At 42.4% G+C, this 16,299-nt stretch carries 16 protein-coding genes; 11 read left to right on the plus strand and 5 right to left on the minus strand.

Going from position 1 to position 16,299, the window contains the following annotated elements:
* The first annotated feature begins 41 nt into the window (after positions 1–41).
* Positions 42–536, plus strand: coding sequence for an acyl-CoA thioesterase (locus V5739_RS08880; protein ID WP_423817868.1), 495 nt, complete (start codon positions 42–44; stop codon positions 534–536).
* On the opposite strand, the gene V5739_RS08885 is transcribed toward V5739_RS08880, so the two are convergent.
* From V5739_RS08885 to V5739_RS08895, 3 genes are read right to left on the minus strand one after another with little or no spacing between them, the layout of a single operon-like run.
* Positions 520–1,419 (minus strand): DMT family transporter, encoded by a 900-nt coding sequence (locus tag V5739_RS08885; RefSeq protein ID WP_423817869.1) that lies wholly within the window; start codon positions 1,417–1,419, stop codon positions 520–522. The genes V5739_RS08880 and V5739_RS08885 overlap by 17 nt on opposite strands.
* The gene (locus tag V5739_RS08890) at positions 1,412–1,765 is read right to left on the minus strand and encodes an arsenate reductase family protein (protein WP_423817870.1); all 354 of its coding nucleotides are present in this window, start codon (positions 1,763–1,765) and stop codon (positions 1,412–1,414) included. Before V5739_RS08890 ends, V5739_RS08885 begins: the two co-directional genes overlap by 8 nt.
* Positions 1,766–1,774: 9 nt before the next feature.
* Positions 1,775–2,557 (minus strand): DUF3298 domain-containing protein, encoded by a 783-nt coding sequence (locus V5739_RS08895; protein WP_423817871.1) that lies wholly within the window; start codon positions 2,555–2,557, stop codon positions 1,775–1,777.
* 93 nt (positions 2,558–2,650) lie between these two features.
* Here V5739_RS08895 and V5739_RS08900 point away from each other — a divergent pair, with 93 nt between their 5' ends.
* The 3 genes from V5739_RS08900 (at position 2,651) to V5739_RS08910 (ending at position 4,932) form a co-directional block, all read left to right on the plus strand.
* Complete coding sequence (locus V5739_RS08900) at positions 2,651–3,793, plus strand: cystathionine gamma-synthase (RefSeq protein WP_423817872.1); 1,143 nt, start codon at positions 2,651–2,653, stop codon at positions 3,791–3,793.
* Between the two features lie 123 nt (positions 3,794–3,916).
* The gene (locus tag V5739_RS08905) at positions 3,917–4,378 is read left to right on the plus strand and encodes a helix-turn-helix domain-containing protein (RefSeq protein ID WP_423817873.1); all 462 of its coding nucleotides are present in this window, start codon (positions 3,917–3,919) and stop codon (positions 4,376–4,378) included.
* Positions 4,379–4,515: 137 nt separating this feature from the next.
* Positions 4,516–4,932 carry a PIN domain-containing protein gene (locus V5739_RS08910; protein ID WP_423817874.1) on the plus strand — a complete coding sequence of 139 codons (417 nt, stop codon included), beginning with the start codon at positions 4,516–4,518 and terminating at the stop codon, positions 4,930–4,932.
* A gap of 57 nt (positions 4,933–4,989) precedes the next feature.
* On the opposite strand, the gene V5739_RS08915 is transcribed toward V5739_RS08910, so the two are convergent.
* Positions 4,990–5,766, minus strand: coding sequence for a THC0290_0291 family protein (locus tag V5739_RS08915; protein ID WP_423817875.1), 777 nt, complete (start codon positions 5,764–5,766; stop codon positions 4,990–4,992).
* Positions 5,767–5,950: 184 nt separating this feature from the next.
* On the opposite strand from V5739_RS08915, the gene gdhA reads away from it, so the two are divergent.
* The 7 genes from gdhA to V5739_RS08950 all read left to right on the plus strand — a co-directional run bounded on the left by gdhA (position 5,951) and on the right by V5739_RS08950 (position 15,889).
* Positions 5,951–7,294 carry an NADP-specific glutamate dehydrogenase gene (gene gdhA, locus V5739_RS08920; protein ID WP_423817876.1) on the plus strand — a complete coding sequence of 448 codons (1,344 nt, stop codon included), beginning with the start codon at positions 5,951–5,953 and terminating at the stop codon, positions 7,292–7,294.
* A 182-nt stretch (positions 7,295–7,476) separates the two neighbouring features.
* Positions 7,477–8,199, plus strand: coding sequence for a DNA repair protein RecO (gene recO, locus V5739_RS08925; protein ID WP_423817877.1), 723 nt, complete (start codon positions 7,477–7,479; stop codon positions 8,197–8,199).
* On the plus strand, positions 8,199–10,604 hold the full coding sequence (locus tag V5739_RS08930; RefSeq protein WP_423817878.1) for a TonB-dependent receptor: 2,406 nt from the start codon (positions 8,199–8,201) through the stop codon (positions 10,602–10,604). Before recO ends, V5739_RS08930 begins: the two co-directional genes overlap by 1 nt.
* A gap of 128 nt (positions 10,605–10,732) precedes the next feature.
* Complete coding sequence (gene ileS, locus V5739_RS08935) at positions 10,733–14,137, plus strand: isoleucine--tRNA ligase (RefSeq protein ID WP_423820462.1); 3,405 nt, start codon at positions 10,733–10,735, stop codon at positions 14,135–14,137.
* Positions 14,138–14,142: 5 nt separating this feature from the next.
* Complete coding sequence (locus V5739_RS08940; RefSeq protein WP_097054928.1) at positions 14,143–14,526, plus strand: TraR/DksA family transcriptional regulator; 384 nt, start codon at positions 14,143–14,145, stop codon at positions 14,524–14,526.
* 72 nt (positions 14,527–14,598) lie between these two features.
* Positions 14,599–15,219, plus strand: a complete 621-nt coding sequence (locus V5739_RS08945) for a hypothetical protein (protein ID WP_423817879.1) — start codon at positions 14,599–14,601, stop codon at positions 15,217–15,219.
* Positions 15,220–15,253: 34 nt separating this feature from the next.
* Complete coding sequence (locus V5739_RS08950; protein ID WP_423817880.1) at positions 15,254–15,889, plus strand: lipoprotein signal peptidase; 636 nt, start codon at positions 15,254–15,256, stop codon at positions 15,887–15,889.
* Here the strand turns inward: V5739_RS08950 and V5739_RS08955 are convergent.
* Positions 15,886–16,299, minus strand: coding sequence for a response regulator (locus V5739_RS08955; RefSeq protein WP_266068085.1), 414 nt, complete (start codon positions 16,297–16,299; stop codon positions 15,886–15,888). The genes V5739_RS08950 and V5739_RS08955 overlap by 4 nt on opposite strands.

Consider the following 16,299-nt stretch of genomic DNA (forward strand, 5'->3'; position numbering starts at 1 on the left):
TGCATAGTATAAATTTGTAATTTTATCTCAAAATTTGAAAAATGTACAAGAAGAGTTTTGAAATAAGATGGAGTGATATCGATGCAAACAGGCATTTGGCCAACACTGCCTATATAAATTTTATGAGCCACACCCGAATGAGTTTTCTAATGGAAAATGGCTTCGGACAAAAAGAAATGGCGCAGCACAACCTGGGGCCGGTGGTGTTTTATGAACATATCTCATACTTCAAAGAAGTTTTTGCAGGTAAGCCGGTAACTGTATCCCTGCAATTAAAAGGCCTTTCTGAAGACGGAATGTATTTTGAATTCATACATGATTTTTACGATCAAAAGGGCAGAAACTTTGCCAGTTGTGAAATGATGGGCGGCTGGATAGACTTGAAAGAACGCAAATTGACAGGTCTTCCTAAAGAGCTGTTTGACAATATCAATCATCTTTCTCATACCGAAGATTTCAAGATCCTAACCCGTGAAGACACCAGGAGGTATGGCAAGAAGCCAAAAGATATAGATCCGGCTATGCTGCAGGCTTAGGTTTAGGCTTTCGAGTAACCATATAAACCCCTGCAAAGACTAGAAGTGCCGCCACTATTTTGAGCATATTCAGGGAATCGGCCCCCGTTGAAACTGCGTAAATAATCGCAATAAGGGGCTGTAAGTACACAAAAGCGCTTATGGTGGAGGCGCTTAGCTGTCTAAGTGCATATACGTTGAGCAGGTAGGTGAGAAAAGTGGTTCCCACAACAACAAAGCTCATCCCAAAAATAGCTTCGGTAGGCAGGCTGCTCCATTCCACCTGTGTGAATTCCTTCAGGGTGAATGGCAAATTGATAATAACGGCCATCGTAAAAAGCCATTTCATTAGGGTGACCGGGTGATACTTGCTGGTAAGCGGCTTTACCAGGATGAGGTAAAGTCCGTAAGAAGTGGCATTAATAAGCACCAGGAAGTTTCCCAGCGGAATGTTACTGGCGTTCCTTACTTCGCTACTGCTAAAAAGTATGAGACCAAGTGCCCCGGCAAGCCCTGTTATTATCCCTGCCGTTTTTAGCAGGGTGATCTTTTCTTTGATAAGAATGGCAGCCAGCACCAGCACGATAATTGGGGTGATGGTGGTGATCACCGAGCTGTTGATTGGGGTTGTGAGGTTAAGGCCTTTGAAGAAGAACAGCATGTTAATACACATTCCCAGCACGGCACAACCAAGCAGTCGCGGCCAGTCGCTGGTGGCGATTTTCTCTTTGGGCCCCAACGGACAAATAAGCCAGAACAAAATAGCAGCTCCTGTTACCCGCAGCAGGATAAAACCAAATGGCTGGATGTAAACAGGCATCAAACCTTTGGCTACCGTGTGGTTAATACCATAAATAGTGCCGGCACCAATGGCTGCGAGAATAGCCAGCAGTCTGCTATTCACTTAGCGCAGCTTTTGCGGCAGAGACTTCCTTTTTGGAATTGCCAATAAAGATTTTTTGTCCGTTAATAATTACCGGCCGTTTAAGAAAAGTATAATGCTCTAAAATGAGGTTTTTACAATCTTCTTCCGAGAGTTGTTTATTCTTTAAATCCCGCTCCTGGTACATTTTCGCCCGTTTATTAAGAAGAGATTCATAAGTGCCCGCTCTGTGTTTTAATTCCTGAAGCTGGTCTAAAGTAAGAGGTGCTTTCTTCACGTCCTGCAGTTCATAATCAGCAGGTGGGTCGAGTTCTTTTAGAATCCTTTTGCAGGTATCGCAGGTAGACAGATAATAGATTTTCTTCATGGGGTAAAATTATTCAATCTTCATGAAAGGCCGAACTTCTTGCAGCGGAATTTCCATTACGATGTCCCCGGCTGCATAAGGAGCAATCTCATAAGAGTTGTATATGAGGATCACTTTTTCTTCGGAAAAGCCAATATTTTCGGGCAGGCTGAAGGTTTCATTTTCAAACCAGAAACCTGTGCTGTTGATGTTTTCATCTTCCGGAATTCCCTGTTCCTGCCGAAACCTTTGCTCTACGAATGGAGAAAAATCCTCTTCAAAAATGTCATTTTTGGATAACTTTTTCCCGGTGGCAGGATCAATATTAAGAAAAGTAAGGGTTTTATAGCCGTGGGCGCCGCCGCTAAAGATCTCGGTGGTTATACCAATAGAGATCAGGCTGTCAGATTGCATATACACCTTTTGATCTACGTATGCTTCCCATGGTGGTTCTTCCGAAAAATTTTCGGCAGCCTCGCGATAGTCTTTCAGGAATTTTTCAGCCAGTTCCTCGAGATTCGCAATATCAGGATTTTCCTGGGTAGCAACCAGCCCAATGGTGTGCTCGTCAAGCCTGCGGTTTATCTTTTCTGAAACTTCCGAAGCACCTTTGGCCCTCACCACGTCCAGCGCGATGATAGAACAATCATAATCGGCCGTATCACAGTGTTCTCCGGCCTTTCTAACCAGGCTCTCCTTTTGAAAGCTCAAAGGGGCTGAATTTTTTACCGGTTTTTCTTCTTCTTCTTTGTCTTGTTTACACCCTGTAAAGACCAGTGCCATAAAGAAAAGGGATAATAAATTGCGGAACATAAATTCTTGATGTTAAACTGATCTGAAAGGTACGGGCTATTTTGGGAAAGCCCAAAGTCAATACTACTTTTGTATCTTAAATAAAATGTAAAAATGAAGTTCAATACCAAAACCATTCATGGAGGCCAGGAGAACACAGACCCTGCTTATGGATCTGTAATGCCGCCTATTTACCAGACAAGCACTTACAGGCAGGATACTCCGGGAGGCCACAAAGGTTTTGAGTATTCCAGGAGCGGCAATCCTACCCGCGCTGCGCTCGAAAGATCTCTTGCCAGTCTTGAAAATGGCAATTTTGGCCTTGCTTTTGGCTCGGGCCTTGCCGCTATAGATGCGGTGCTAAAGCTTTTTGGCCCCGGCGATGAGATCATTTCTACCAACGATCTATATGGTGGTTCGTACAGGCTTTTTACCGGAATTTTTGAAAAGTTGGGCATTAAATTCCGGTTTGTGAGCATGCAAAATGCCGGTGACATTGAGCAATATATCAATGAGAATACCAGGATGATTTGGGTGGAAACTCCAACCAACCCAATGATGAATATCATTGACATAGAAGCCATGGCCGGAATTGCCAAAAAGCACGGGCTGTTGCTGGCGGTAGACAATACTTTCGCAACCCCATATTTGCAGCAGCCTCTGGATTTGGGTGCCGATATTGTAATGCACAGTGCTACAAAATATCTGGGCGGGCATAGTGATGTGATCATGGGGAGCCTGGTAGTAAAAGATCAAAAACTTGCCCAAAAATTATATTTTATCCAGAATGCCAGCGGGGCGGTGTGTGGGCCGCAGGACAGTTTCCTGGTGCTGCGCGGCATCAAAACCCTGCACCTGCGTATGCAGCGGCATTGTGAAAATGGAGAAGCTGTAGCAAGATTTCTGAAAGGGCATCCAAAGGTTGAAAATGTGTACTGGCCGGGATTTCAAGATCATCCTAATCACGAAATTGCAAAAAAACAAATGAGCGGTTTCGGCGGAATGGTTTCATTCACCACTGCTGAAGGAACTATGGAAAGCGCTGTGAAGTTCGTAGAAAAGCTGAAGGTTTTTACGCTGGCCGAATCCCTTGGCGGTGTGGAGTCTCTTGCGGGTCACCCAGCCACCATGACCCATGCCTCTATTCCAAAGAAAGAGCGGGAAAAGACCGGGGTAGTAGATTCCATGATTCGATTAAGTGTAGGGATTGAAGATGAAGAAGACCTCATCAACGACCTTAAGCAGGCTTTAGAATAAGCGGTCAAAAATGTCATTTTTGAAAGCTATTTCGAAATTTTAATATTCATTATTAGCCACAGTGTTTGTTAAACATTTTCGTTTATTTCGATTAAATTTATTTGTAATCAATCTCCTGAAGCAATGGAAGAATTAAAAAATATCAAGAGACCATCAAAGGTTTTTTTAGAACAGACTGCGGCATTTGAATCTTATAATGCGCTGGAAGCGGTGTTGAAAGAAATCAGAGATAAATCTCCTGAAATTGAGGTAGAAGAAACCAAAGATAAAATAAGAATTCCTCTTAAAGCCTTAAAACTCTTAGCCAAAATTTTAAAAGCAATGGGTGAGGGAAAACCCATTTCTGTAGTACCTATCGCTGCTGAAATGACGACTCAGGCAGCAGCAGAATTTTTAAACTGTTCCAGGCCTCATTTTGTAAAACTCTTAGAGGAAGGGGAAATCCCATTCACAAAAATTGGCAAACATCGAAGAGTAAAATTTGAAGATGTTTCTAATTATAAAGATCGAATGAAGAAAGAGCAGGAAGATTTAATTATTCAAATGATGAAGTCAGACGAAGAATCTGGTCTATATGATTCATAGTGTTAGGTTTATTTGTGTTTTAGACACCAATGTTGATTTATCCTCTACTAATTAGGGACCTAATGTTTTGGTTTGCTTATTATGAATTGTTTACTCCAAAATGGAGTCAACATATTTTTGATGAATAGATTAATGTAATGGGAAGAAAAGGCATTCCAGAAGAAGAAATAACCAAACGAATTAATATAGCTAATAGAGCATTTCCTGACGCAATGGTTTATAATTATGAGCAACTAATAACAAGCTTAGAATTACCCGATGAGAAAGACAGACACGTTTTAGCTGCAGCTATAAAGACTAATGCTAATATAATTGTAACTGAAAACCTGAAGGATTTTCCTGAAGATTACCTGGCATCTTTTGGTTTAAGTGCTAAATCTAGTGATGAGTTTTTAACTGATATAATTGACCTAAATCCAGAAAAAGCAGTTGAAGCATTTAAAAAGCTTGTTCTAAATAGAACAAATCCTGATTTAGATGAATTTGAAATTCTTGATCGATTAAGAAATTTGGGCTTAAATAGTACAGCAAACTATTTACACTCCTGTCTATAATAATTGCTTCTAACTCTCAGTAAATCTCCCGCCTACCGTCTACAGTCTACCGTCTAATTAAAAATTCAGGTAATAAATATACCCGAAGTTTAACCAGAACATCATGTCGTTAAATTTGTTTTGGGGGTTGTCGTGATTAAGTCCATCCAGCCAGTCGGTGTCGTAATACCGCCACTGCATATTCATCACCAAATCGCTGGAGACTGCCAGCCTGTAACGGAATCCTGCGCCTAGGGTCACGCCCCAGGTAGAGCCTTCTTCCTGGCTTACATAGCCTTTAAAAGTGGGGAAAATATTTTCATCAAGTGGCCCCAGGGTTGAATAAGTATTAGGATCATAACCCACAAAGTTGAAACCAAGGCTTACATAAGGGGCAATGGGATAGGCAAAAGCTGTATAATCTCTAATGCTAAGCGGGTAGTATTCAAGATGGGCGCCCATTTCATAAACCTTTACTTCTCCAATCATTGAACGCAGCTGTTCACCACCGGTACTTGCTTTTTGAGATAGAGGCCCATAGTGATTAAGCTCCCCCTGGTGATAATCAATTTCGGCCCTAACTCTAAAATGATCGTTAAAATAACTGTAGCGGGCATAACAATTACAATCGGCCCTATATGCGAAGTTGAGATAGTAAACCAGGCCTATTCCAAGACCTACGTTAGATGAATTTGTTTCAAAATTCCAGCGCAAACCGTAATCGGTGAAATAGGCTACCGGTCCCGCCACTATACCTATTTCCTGGCCTACCATTCCCACCTGTGCGGTAGCAGTTCCTTTTCCGAAGAAAAAAAGGAACAAACCCAGCATTAAAGATTTGAGAATGTTGGCCATATAGAAAATTGCGATACGAGCAAATATATAAAAACATCTTAAGGAAAATTGGAATTATGGGGCTTACAGAAAATGATTAATTATAAAAGGAATAACAAAAATTTCAAGGCTAAATTTTGCAGATAATGTATATTTGCATCGAATCGTATAAAACGTTTTCGTTAATATAATTTTAGCCAAAACCATGGAACAAAATGTAAAAGAATTTCTAGATAGCGTTTCAAAAAGGAATAGTAATGAACCCGAGTTTTTACAGGCGGTTCATGAAGTTGCTGAAACTGTTATCCCATTCATTGAAAAAAATAAAAAGTATCAAAATAAAAAATTACTGGAACGTATGGTCGAACCAGAGCGCGTGATCATGTTTCGTGTGCCCTGGATAGATGACAACGGCGAAGTACAGGTGAATCGTGGTTTCAGGATCCAGATGAACTCTGCCATTGGGCCTTACAAAGGTGGTCTTCGTTTTCACCCTTCCGTAAACCTTTCTATTTTGAAATTCCTCGCTTTTGAGCAGGTGTTTAAAAACAGCCTTACAACCCTGCCTATGGGCGGTGGTAAAGGAGGATCAGACTTTGATCCTAAAGGAAAGTCAGATAATGAAGTGATGAAGTTCTGCCAGAGCTTTATGACCGAATTGCAACGTCATATTGGTGCAAATACAGATGTGCCTGCAGGAGACATTGGAGTAGGTGGGCGTGAAGTAGGATATTTGTACGGGCAGTACAAAAGACTTCGCAATGAATTTACGGGAGTGCTTACCGGAAAAGGCCTTTCTTACGGTGGGTCTTTAATTCGTCCCGAAGCTACAGGTTACGGGAACGTATACTTTGCCGAAAATATGCTGAAGACCAAAGAAGACTCTATTAAAGGTAAGACTATAGTGGTTTCAGGTTCCGGAAACGTGGCCCAGTATGCTGCTGAAAAAGCTACCCAGCTGGGTGGGAAAGTAGTAACTATGTCCGATTCTTCAGGGTATATTTATGACAAAACCGGAATTGACGCCGGAAAACTTGCTTTCATCATGGACCTTAAGAACGTGAAAAGAGGCAGGATCAAAGAATATCTCAACGAATATCCGGATGCCGAATACTTTGAAGGAGAAACTCCGTGGAATGTGAAGTGTGATATTGCGCTGCCATGTGCAACACAAAACGAGCTGCAGGAAGATGACGCACGCGCTCTTGTGAACAATGGCTGTATCCTTGTAGGTGAGGGTGCCAACATGCCTTGTACGCCCGAAGCTATTGCCGTCTTCCAGGAGGCTAAGATCCTTTTTTCGCCAGGTAAAGCTTCAAATGCCGGTGGGGTTGCAACATCAGGACTTGAGATGTCTCAAAACTCCCTGAGGTTCAACTGGACTTCAGAAGAAGTAGATTCAAAACTTAAACAAATCATGAACGATATTCATGCCCAGTGTGTGAAATATGGTACAAATGAAGACGGTTACGTTGACTATGTAAAAGGAGCCAACATCGCCGGATTCGTAAAAGTAGCCGACGCCATGCTAGCGCAGGGAGTTGTATAAACTTTTGCTGAAATAAATTCTGAAAAGGTTGCTTTTGCGGCTTTTTCTTTTTTTAGCTTACATTTATTGCTTCTGAAGAACAACTGCTAAAAATGCCATTTTTGACAGGTAAGCTGAAGTAATTATTACCTCTTAAAAATGGCATTTTTGAAACCTGTTTTCTCCTGAAAGACCAGTAATACATGTTGATCACAACCAAAGGAATTGTTTTTAGCGCCTTAAAGTACGGGGAAGCCGATCTTATTGTGAAATGTTTCACCCTGCAAAGCGGTTTAAAGACTTACCTGCTACGCGGAGTGCTAAAGTCTAAAAAAGGCAAATTCAAAGCCTCACTTTTTCAGCCGCTCACCCAGCTTGAAATTGTGGCCAATCACAAAGACAAGGGTACGATGGAGTACATGAAGGAAGCTAAACTTGGTAAAGTTTATCAAAGTCTGCATACTAATGTGGTGAAAGCCAGTGTGGTGATGTTCCTTTCTGAAGTGCTCAAAAATGCCATTAAGGAGGAGGAAGCTAACCCGGCCCTTTACAATTTTCTCGAGACGAGTCTTGAATGGTTTGACACCCATAGCAGTACGGTAAATTTTCATTTGCTTTTTCTGCTGAAGCTTAGCCGTTATCTTGGGTTCTACCCCGATGATTATCAACAGGATGCGCCGGTTTTTAATCTTGTAGATGGTACTTTTCAGGATGTGGAGACTAATCCAGATTGCATAAATGATGAAAACGTGGTGCTTTTACAGCGCCTGTTAGGCACAGACTTTGATGCGCTTTCTGCCATTAAACTTAACCAAATCACCCGTTCGGGATTTCTTTTAATGCTTTTGAAATATTACGAAATTCACCTTCAGGGTTTTCACAAGCCAAAGTCTCTTGCGGTAATGAATGAAATCTATAATTCATAATGAGACTTTACTCTGGTTTAGCCCTGTTTTTCCTGCTTTTTTCTGTTTGTTCAGCTCAGGAAATTACGGTGCTTGATAAAGAAACAGGAGAGCCTGTTTTCAATGTTGCAGTTTTTAACAAGGATAAGTCGAAACACCTTCTTACCGGTTTTAACGGGGAGGCCAATATTTCAGGTTTTTCTTCTAATGAAGTCATCTTCTTCAGGCATGTTTCGCATTCAGATTTTCATGCTACCAAGCGGCAAATCCTTCAGAAGAAAGGAAAAGTATATTTGGCATCTACTAAAAATGAACTTTCAGAAGTATTGCTTTCCGTCTCAAAATTTGAGCAGAACCGAAACATGGTCCCCCAAAAGGTGATCACCATTAACCGGAAAGATATACTTACCGCGGCACCTCAAACTTCAGCCGATCTACTGGAGAGTACCGGGCAGGTATATGTTCAAAAGAGTCAGCTGGGTGGCGGCAGCCCAATGATTAGGGGGTTTGCAACCAACAGGTTGTTGATCACTGTAGACGGGGTTCGTATGAATACTGCCATTTTTAGGGGTGGTAATGTGCAAAACGTGATCTCTATAGATCCACTTTCGGTTGAAAGGACCGAAGTTGTTCCCGGCCCCGGATCTTTAGTTTTTGGGAGCGACGCTATTGGTGGCGTGATCAATTTTCTCACCCTTTCTCCTGCTTTTTCGGTGGCAAAAGGAGGAAATCTTTCCGGTCGCGTTTACAGCCGGTATGCCACTGCCAATAATGAGAAAACCGGGCATCTCAATTTGTCTTACGGCCTCAAGGAATGGGCATTTTTAAGCAGTGCTTCTTATTCAGATTTTGGGGATATGCGCATGGGAAGCCACGGGCCCGAAGAATATTTGCGCCCCAATTATGTGGTGAGGCGAAACGGGCAGGATGTGATGGTAGAAAATGACAATCTGCAGGTGCAAAAACCTACGGGATATGAGCAGCTCAATCTACTTCAGAAAATAAGGTTCAAACCCAATGAAGAATATAATTTTTCCCTCGGAATGATCTATTCAACTACTACCGATTATCCGCGTTACGACCGGCTTTACCGTAAAAAGAATGGAGTTTTAAGAGCTGCCGAATGGTATTATGGCCCACAGGAATGGCTGCAAACTAATTTTCAGCTTAATAAAGTCGGGAATGGAAAAATCTATAATGAAGCTAAACTGACTGCAGCATACCAATATTTTGAAGAGAGCCGTAATGACCGTGCTTTTGGAGATGACATCTTTTATCATACGCAGGAAGAAGTCGATGCTTATTCTCTTAACCTTGATTTTGAAAAGAACTTCCGCCTTACCACACTTTCTTACGGAGCAGAATATGTGTACAACAAAGTAGGGTCACAAGGGAGTGAAAAGAACATCCTCACCGGAGAGTGGGCTGCCGGCACTTCGAGATATCCCGATGATGCCACCTGGCAATCTTTGGCTGCCTATGGTAATTTGCAGTGGGAAATTGATCCTTCCCTTACTCTGCAAACCGGGGCCAGATATAATTACATTCTTTTAGACGCTGTTTTTGATGAGGATATTTACGATTTTCCGTTTTCAGATGCCAATTTGCGTACCGGGGCTTTAACGGGAAGTGCCGGATTAAACTGGCAGCAAAATGACATTTTTGGATGGCAATTCAACCTTTCTACCGGCTTTAGATCACCCAATATAGACGATGTAGGGAAGATTTTTGATTCGGCTCCCGGCCTTGTGGTAGTGCCAAATCCTAATCTTGAGCCCGAAAAAGCCTATAACGCAGAGCTGGGGCTTGCCTTGAACTTTGATAATGTGGTAAAGTTCGATCTTGCCGGTTACTACACCCTTTTGGAGGATGCATTGGTGCGGCGGGATTTTGACCTCAATGGGGAAACTACAATTGAATACCACGGCGAACCCAGCAGGGTGCAGGCTATTCAGAATGCGGCTCGTGCGCATGTGTACGGATTCGAGGCCGGGGCAAAAATCAGGTTTAGCGAACAACTGAAGTTAAAGGCGCAATTGAGTATTACTGAAGGAGAGGAAGAGCAGGATGATGGTACAACAGCACCTTTGCGGCATGCAGCACCTCTTTTTGGAAATGTGCACCTGGTTTGGGAGAAAGACAGGCTTAGGTTTGACCTTTTTAGTGAGTACAATGGGGAGATTAGTGCCTCTGAGCTGGCGCCTTCAGAAAGGGACAAAGACTACCTTTATGCCATAGATGAAAATGGGGATCCTTATTCTCCTGAATGGTATACACTTAACTTTAGTTCTCAATACCAGGCAGGGAAAATGTGGCTGGTCACTGCCAGCCTTGAAAATATTACCGATCAACGCTACCGCACGTACTCATCGGGAGTGGCGGCTGCCGGCAGGAACCTGATCCTTGCCCTGCACTACTCCTTCTAGTATAAGCTTCAGATTTTAAATAATTTAGAACTGACAAAAATCAGCTCGTCTTCAGGTTTTCCAATTTTAAACCACTCGATTTACTAAAAATCATTATTTTCGCGCAACTATTTTGAAAGAACAAGATGATGAGCGCAAAGTTCCCTGAATATAAAGGACTTGACCTGCCAAAAGTGGCCGAAGAAATTCTGCAATTCTGGAAGGAAAATGACATTTTTGAGAAGAGTATAACTTCAAGAGATGGAGAAGAGCCGTTTATTTTTTTTGAAGGGCCACCTTCAGCAAACGGTCTACCCGGAATTCACCACGTCATGGCGCGTGCCATTAAAGATATTTTTTGCAGGTTCAAAACCCAAAAAGGTTACCAGGTAAAGCGAAAAGCAGGATGGGATACCCACGGCCTGCCTATAGAACTTGGCGTTGAGAAGGAACTTGGTATCACCAAAGAAGATATTGGGAAAAAGATAAGTGTAGAGGAGTATAACGAGGCGTGTAAAAATGCTGTGATGCGTTATACCGATGTGTGGAACGACCTTACCGAAAAAATGGGGTACTGGGTAGATATGGATGATCCATATATCACCTACAAGTCCAAATATATGGAGTCCGTTTGGTGGCTGCTTTCCCAGATTTACAAAAAAGGCCTAATTTACAAGGGCTATACCATACAACCCTATTCCCCAAAAGCCGGAACAGGCCTAAGTTCGCATGAGCTAAACCAACCCGGTACTTACCAGGATGTGACCGATACCACGGTTACTGCTATGTTTAAGGCGAAAAAAGAAACTCTACCCGCATTTCTTTCCGAAATTGAAGGCGAATTGTTCTTTATTGCCTGGACCACCACTCCATGGACGCTCCCATCAAACACCGCCCTTACAGTTGGCCCCAGGATAGAATATGTGACGGTTAAAACTTATAACCAGTACACTTTTCAACCTATTACTGTTATAGTTGCAAAAGACCTGGCCGAAAAGCAGTTTGATAAGAAATTCCAGAAAGTGGATTCTGAAGAGGCTTTGCAGGCGTACAAAGAAGGGGATAAGAAAATACCATTTTTGACAGGTAAGTATTTCACCGGTAAGGAAATTGCAGAAAGCAGGTATGAGCAGTTGATGCCTTATGCGCAGCCGTATGAACATCCCGAAAATGCTTTCCGGGTAATTCTTGGGGATTTTGTTACCACCGAAGACGGTACCGGTATTGTTCATACCGCACCTACTTTTGGAGCCGATGATGCTATGGTTGCAAAGCAGGCAAACCCTGAGGTGCCGCCAATGCTCGTAAAAGACGAGAATGATAATCTTGTTCCACTGGTAGATCTTCAGGGAAAATTCAGGCCCGAGTTAAAGGAGTTTGGAGGCAAATATGTCAAGAACGAATATTATAATGATGGCGAGGCCCCCGAAAAGTCGGTAGATGTAGAGATCGCCATCAAATTAAAAGAAGAGAACAGGGCTTTTAAAGTTGAAAAATACCTTCACAGTTACCCTAATTGCTGGAGAACTGATAAGCCAATTTTATATTATCCACTTGATTCCTGGTTCATCAAGATCACAGAGGTCAAAGACCGGATGCATGAACTGAACAAAGAAATTAACTGGAAGCCAAAATCTACCGGCGAAGGCCGTTTTGGAAACTGGCTTGCCAACGCTAATGACTGGAACCTTTCAAGATCCAGATATTGGGGGATCCCGCTACCTATTTGGAGGACTGAAGACGGGCAGGAAGAAAAGATCATAGGATCTATTGAAGAGCTGAAGCAGGAAATGAGCAGGGCTGTAGAGGCCGGTTTTATGGAAGCCGATCTTTTTGAAAGCTTCCAGCCTGGAGATTTTAGCGATGACAACTATGATAAAGTTGACCTGCATAAAAATGTGGTTGACGGGATTGTACTGGTATCAGGTTCAGGAAAACCCATGAAACGCGAGGCCGATCTTATCGACGTGTGGTTCGATTCAGGTTCTATGCCTTATTCGCAGTGGCATTATCCTTTTGAAAATGCCGAAAAAGTTGAAAAAACCTGGCGTAAAGCCGATTTTATTGCCGAAGGTGTTGACCAGACCAGGGGATGGTTCTATACGCTGCACGCCATAGCGACCATGACCTTTGACGATGTGGCTTATAAAAATGTGGTTTCTAACGGACTTGTACTCGATAAGAACGGGCAAAAAATGTCCAAACGTCTCGGTAATGCCGTAGATCCTTTTGAAACCCTTGCTGCTTTTGGGCCCGATGCTACCCGTTGGTACATGATCTCTAATGCCAACCCATGGGACAACTTAAAATTTGATATTGAAGGAATTTCAGAAGTAAGACGTAAATTCTTCGGAACTCTCTACAATACGTACTCATTCTTTAGTTTGTACGCTAATATTGACAATTTCACTTATTCCGAAGCCGATGTGCCATTGGAAGAAAGACCAGAAATAGACCGTTGGATACTTTCAGAATTGCACACGCTCGTTGAGAATGTTGATAAATTCTATGCCGATTATGAGCCTACCAGGGCTACAAGGGCAATTTCAGAATTTGTACAGGAGAATTTGAGTAACTGGTATGTGAGATTGTGCCGAAGAAGATTCTGGAAAGGCGAGTACGGCACCGATAAAATCTCGGCTTATCAAACGCTTTACACCTGTCTTGAGACCGTAGCCAAGCTGGGAGCTCCCGTGGCGCCTTTCTTTATGGACAGGTTGTACAAAGATCTTGAAAAAGCCACTCAGAAGGAGAGTTTTGAGTCGGTACATTTAGCGAATTTCCCCGAGGTAGATCACAGTTATGTGAATAAGGAGCTGGAGCGTCAAATGCAAAAAGCGCAAACCATCTCTTCGCTTGTACTTTCGCTTCGGAAAAAAGAGATGATCAAAGTGCGCCAGCCATTACAGCGAGTGATGATCCCTATTCTGGATGAGCAGCAAAGGAAGGAAATTGCGGCAGTGGCTGAGCTCATCAAATCTGAAGTGAATGTGAAGGAGCTTGAGCTTATTGATGATGCTTCGGGCATCCTGGTAAAGCAAATCAAGCCTAATTTTAAAGTTCTGGGCCCCCGTTTTGGAAAAGACATGAAGCAGGTAGCGGCTAAGATCAATAGTTTTTCCGCAGAAGACATCAAAAAAATTGAGCGCGACGGAAAAATTGAAGTTGATATTAACGGGAATTCGCTTACATTAGAAAGCGGAGATGTAGAAATAACCTCCCAGGATATTGAGGGCTGGTTAGTGGCTAACTCCGGAAATATTACTGTTGCTTTAGATATCACCATTTCTGATGAACTCAAGAAAGAGGGGATTGCGAGAGAGCTGGTGAACCGCATTCAAAATATGCGTAAGGATTCTGGCTTTGAAGTGACAGATAAAATAGATGTGACCCTACAAAAGGACGGCACTGTCGAGGATGCTGTTCAACAAAATATTCAATATATTAAAACCGAAACCCTCACTGCAAATCTCGACTTAGCAGAAGAAGTGAACAACGGACTGGAAGTTTCTTTTGATGAAGTGACCACAAGGTTGTTAATTAAAAAACATTAAGAACTATGTCAACAGAAGTAAAAGAACGCTACAGCGATGCAGAGCTGGCGGAATTCAGGACACTGATCCTTGCCAAAATTGAGAAGGCAAAGGAGCAGCTGGAACTTTACAAGAGCGCCTACATGAACGACGGGAACAATGGTACAGATGACACCTCTCCTACGTTCAAGGCTTTTGAAGAAGGCAGTGAAACAATGAGCAAAGAGGCTAACTCGCAGCTGGCCATTCGCCAGGAAAAATTTATTCGTGACCTGAAGAATGCCCTTGTGCGCATTGAGAGCAAAACCTACGGAATTTGTAGAGTTACCGGGAAACTGATTGCCAAAGAGCGATTAAAACTGGTTCCTCATGCTACCCTTAGTATTGAGGCAAAAAACATGCAGCGATAAACTGTGATGTTATCTCATGATAAAAAACGCTCCTGCCGTTAGGTTTGGAGCGTTTTTTGTTTTTCTCCCGCTATGAAATTTTATCTCGTTATCTTCTTCTTTATACTATCTCTTTCGGCAAGTGCGCAGAAGGTGACGCAGGATGTTTTAGCTTCAGCTCACCTTGACAAAATCGTTTTGTCCAGTGACGAGATTTACAGGATCAATATTAAAGCAAGCACTACAGAAGAGATACAGATTAAGACCAAAACAGAAGGGGAATACTTCAACCAGATTAGTCTCGACACCAAACTTGAAGGCAATACTCTTCTTTTGAGCTCCCGCTACAGGGAAATTTTACAGAGTGGTTATGACAAACTGAGTGCCCATAAAGTTTTTTCTATGGAAGTTGACCTCGAAATACCTGAAGGTATGCTGCTGCAGATAAATTCTAACACAGCCAGTGTCTATCTTTCGGGCAGGTATAAGTCGGTATTTATTGAGCTGAAGAATGGCTCCTGTTACCTTAGCGATTTCAGCGGGGAAGCAGTGATCAATACTTATGACGGGAACATCCTGGGAACGGTGAGCAAGGTGAATGTGGAGGCGAAAACAAGGCATGGCACTGTGAATTTACCACAAGTTCCCGATGGAGTTCACGATATGGTATTAACCAGTATTAACGGGGATATAAAGCTTACTGAAACTAAATAATATTAGTATTTTTACTCCGCTTAAAAAACTTTCAATGTCCTTAAAACAAGCTTCTGCTCTTATAGTTGTGATCCTCTTAATTGATCAGGTTTCAAAATTCTATATTAAAACCCACTTTATGTTGGGAGATGAAATAAGGGTTTTTGACTGGTTCAGGATTCTTTTTGTGGAGAATAAAGGCATGGCGTGGGGCGCCCAGATTCCCGGCGAGTACGGGAAATTACTGCTTACCACCTTCCGGTTAATTGCGGTGCCCTTTATTGGCTACTGGTTATGGGATTCGGTGAGAAAAAATGGATCAAGGACGCTTATCACTGCCATAGCTTTGATCTTTGCAGGGGCCGTGGGTAATATTATAGATTCAGTTTTTTATGGAGTGATCTTCGAGCACAGCTACAATCAGGTAGCCGATTTTATGCCCGAAGCAGGAGGTTATGCTCCTATGTTGTACGGCCATGTTGTAGATATGCTGTATTTCCCTTTATGGTCTGGTTACCTGCCCGAGTGGCTTCCAATATGGGGAGGTGAGTATTTTACCTTTTTTGAGCCTGTATTCAACATCGCCGACTCTGCCATTACTGTAGGTTTTTTCCTATTGATCATCTTTAACAAGAAAGTTTTTCCGCAGGATAAAAAAGAGCAGGAACAGTCTGAAGAAACCGTTAATTAAGCGACGTCCTGATCAAAGATCTTCTCAAATTGTTTTAGCTCTATGGGCTTGATCAGGTAATCTGTAACCAGGTTAAAGGATTTAGCCCTTTGCAGGTCCCTGGGATCTATTGAAGAACTTACTACATACAGCGTTATCTTCTTATTGAAGTTATTCTTGATCTTTACAAATTCACTAAGAAATTCCCAGCCGTCCATCACCGGCATATTGAGATCTAGAAAAATGATATCGGGCAGCCTGTTTTCACTTATGTTCCCGAGAATAGCTTTAAAGTAATCAAGCGCTTCTTTGCCATTTTTGAAGATGATAAGGTTTTGGGAAAGCTTTTTGATCTCGATGATCTTCTTTACCAGGTTAACATAGATCCTGTCATCGTCAATGATACAGGCAAGTTCTATTGGATGATCCAT

Origin of the sequence: Salinimicrobium sp. TIG7-5_MAKvit, from assembly GCF_049569215.1 — a bacterium.
In the GTDB taxonomy this organism is placed as follows: domain Bacteria; phylum Bacteroidota; class Bacteroidia; order Flavobacteriales; family Flavobacteriaceae; genus Salinimicrobium; species Salinimicrobium profundisediminis.

Coding starts and splice junctions, on each gene's coding strand:
- V5739_RS08880 (WP_423817868.1), top strand. CDS start 42: ATGTACAAGAAGAGTTTTGAAATAAGATGGAGTGATATCGATGCAAAC.
- V5739_RS08890 (WP_423817870.1), bottom strand. CDS start 1,765: ATGAAGAAAATCTATTATCTGTCTACCTGCGATACCTGCAAAAGGATT.
- V5739_RS08895 (WP_423817871.1), bottom strand. CDS start 2,557: ATGTTCCGCAATTTATTATCCCTTTTCTTTATGGCACTGGTCTTTACA.
- V5739_RS08900 (WP_423817872.1), top strand. CDS start 2,651: ATGAAGTTCAATACCAAAACCATTCATGGAGGCCAGGAGAACACAGAC.
- V5739_RS08905 (WP_423817873.1), top strand. CDS start 3,917: ATGGAAGAATTAAAAAATATCAAGAGACCATCAAAGGTTTTTTTAGAA.
- V5739_RS08910 (WP_423817874.1), top strand. CDS start 4,516: ATGGGAAGAAAAGGCATTCCAGAAGAAGAAATAACCAAACGAATTAAT.
- V5739_RS08915 (WP_423817875.1), bottom strand. CDS start 5,766: ATGGCCAACATTCTCAAATCTTTAATGCTGGGTTTGTTCCTTTTTTTC.
- gdhA (WP_423817876.1), top strand. CDS start 5,951: ATGGAACAAAATGTAAAAGAATTTCTAGATAGCGTTTCAAAAAGGAAT.
- recO (WP_423817877.1), top strand. CDS start 7,477: ATGTTGATCACAACCAAAGGAATTGTTTTTAGCGCCTTAAAGTACGGG.
- V5739_RS08930 (WP_423817878.1), top strand. CDS start 8,199: ATGAGACTTTACTCTGGTTTAGCCCTGTTTTTCCTGCTTTTTTCTGTT.
- ileS (WP_423820462.1), top strand. CDS start 10,733: ATGAGCGCAAAGTTCCCTGAATATAAAGGACTTGACCTGCCAAAAGTG.
- V5739_RS08940 (WP_097054928.1), top strand. CDS start 14,143: ATGTCAACAGAAGTAAAAGAACGCTACAGCGATGCAGAGCTGGCGGAA.
- V5739_RS08945 (WP_423817879.1), top strand. CDS start 14,599: ATGAAATTTTATCTCGTTATCTTCTTCTTTATACTATCTCTTTCGGCA.
- V5739_RS08950 (WP_423817880.1), top strand. CDS start 15,254: ATGTCCTTAAAACAAGCTTCTGCTCTTATAGTTGTGATCCTCTTAATT.
- V5739_RS08955 (WP_266068085.1), bottom strand. CDS start 16,299: ATGGATCATCCAATAGAACTTGCCTGTATCATTGACGATGACAGGATC.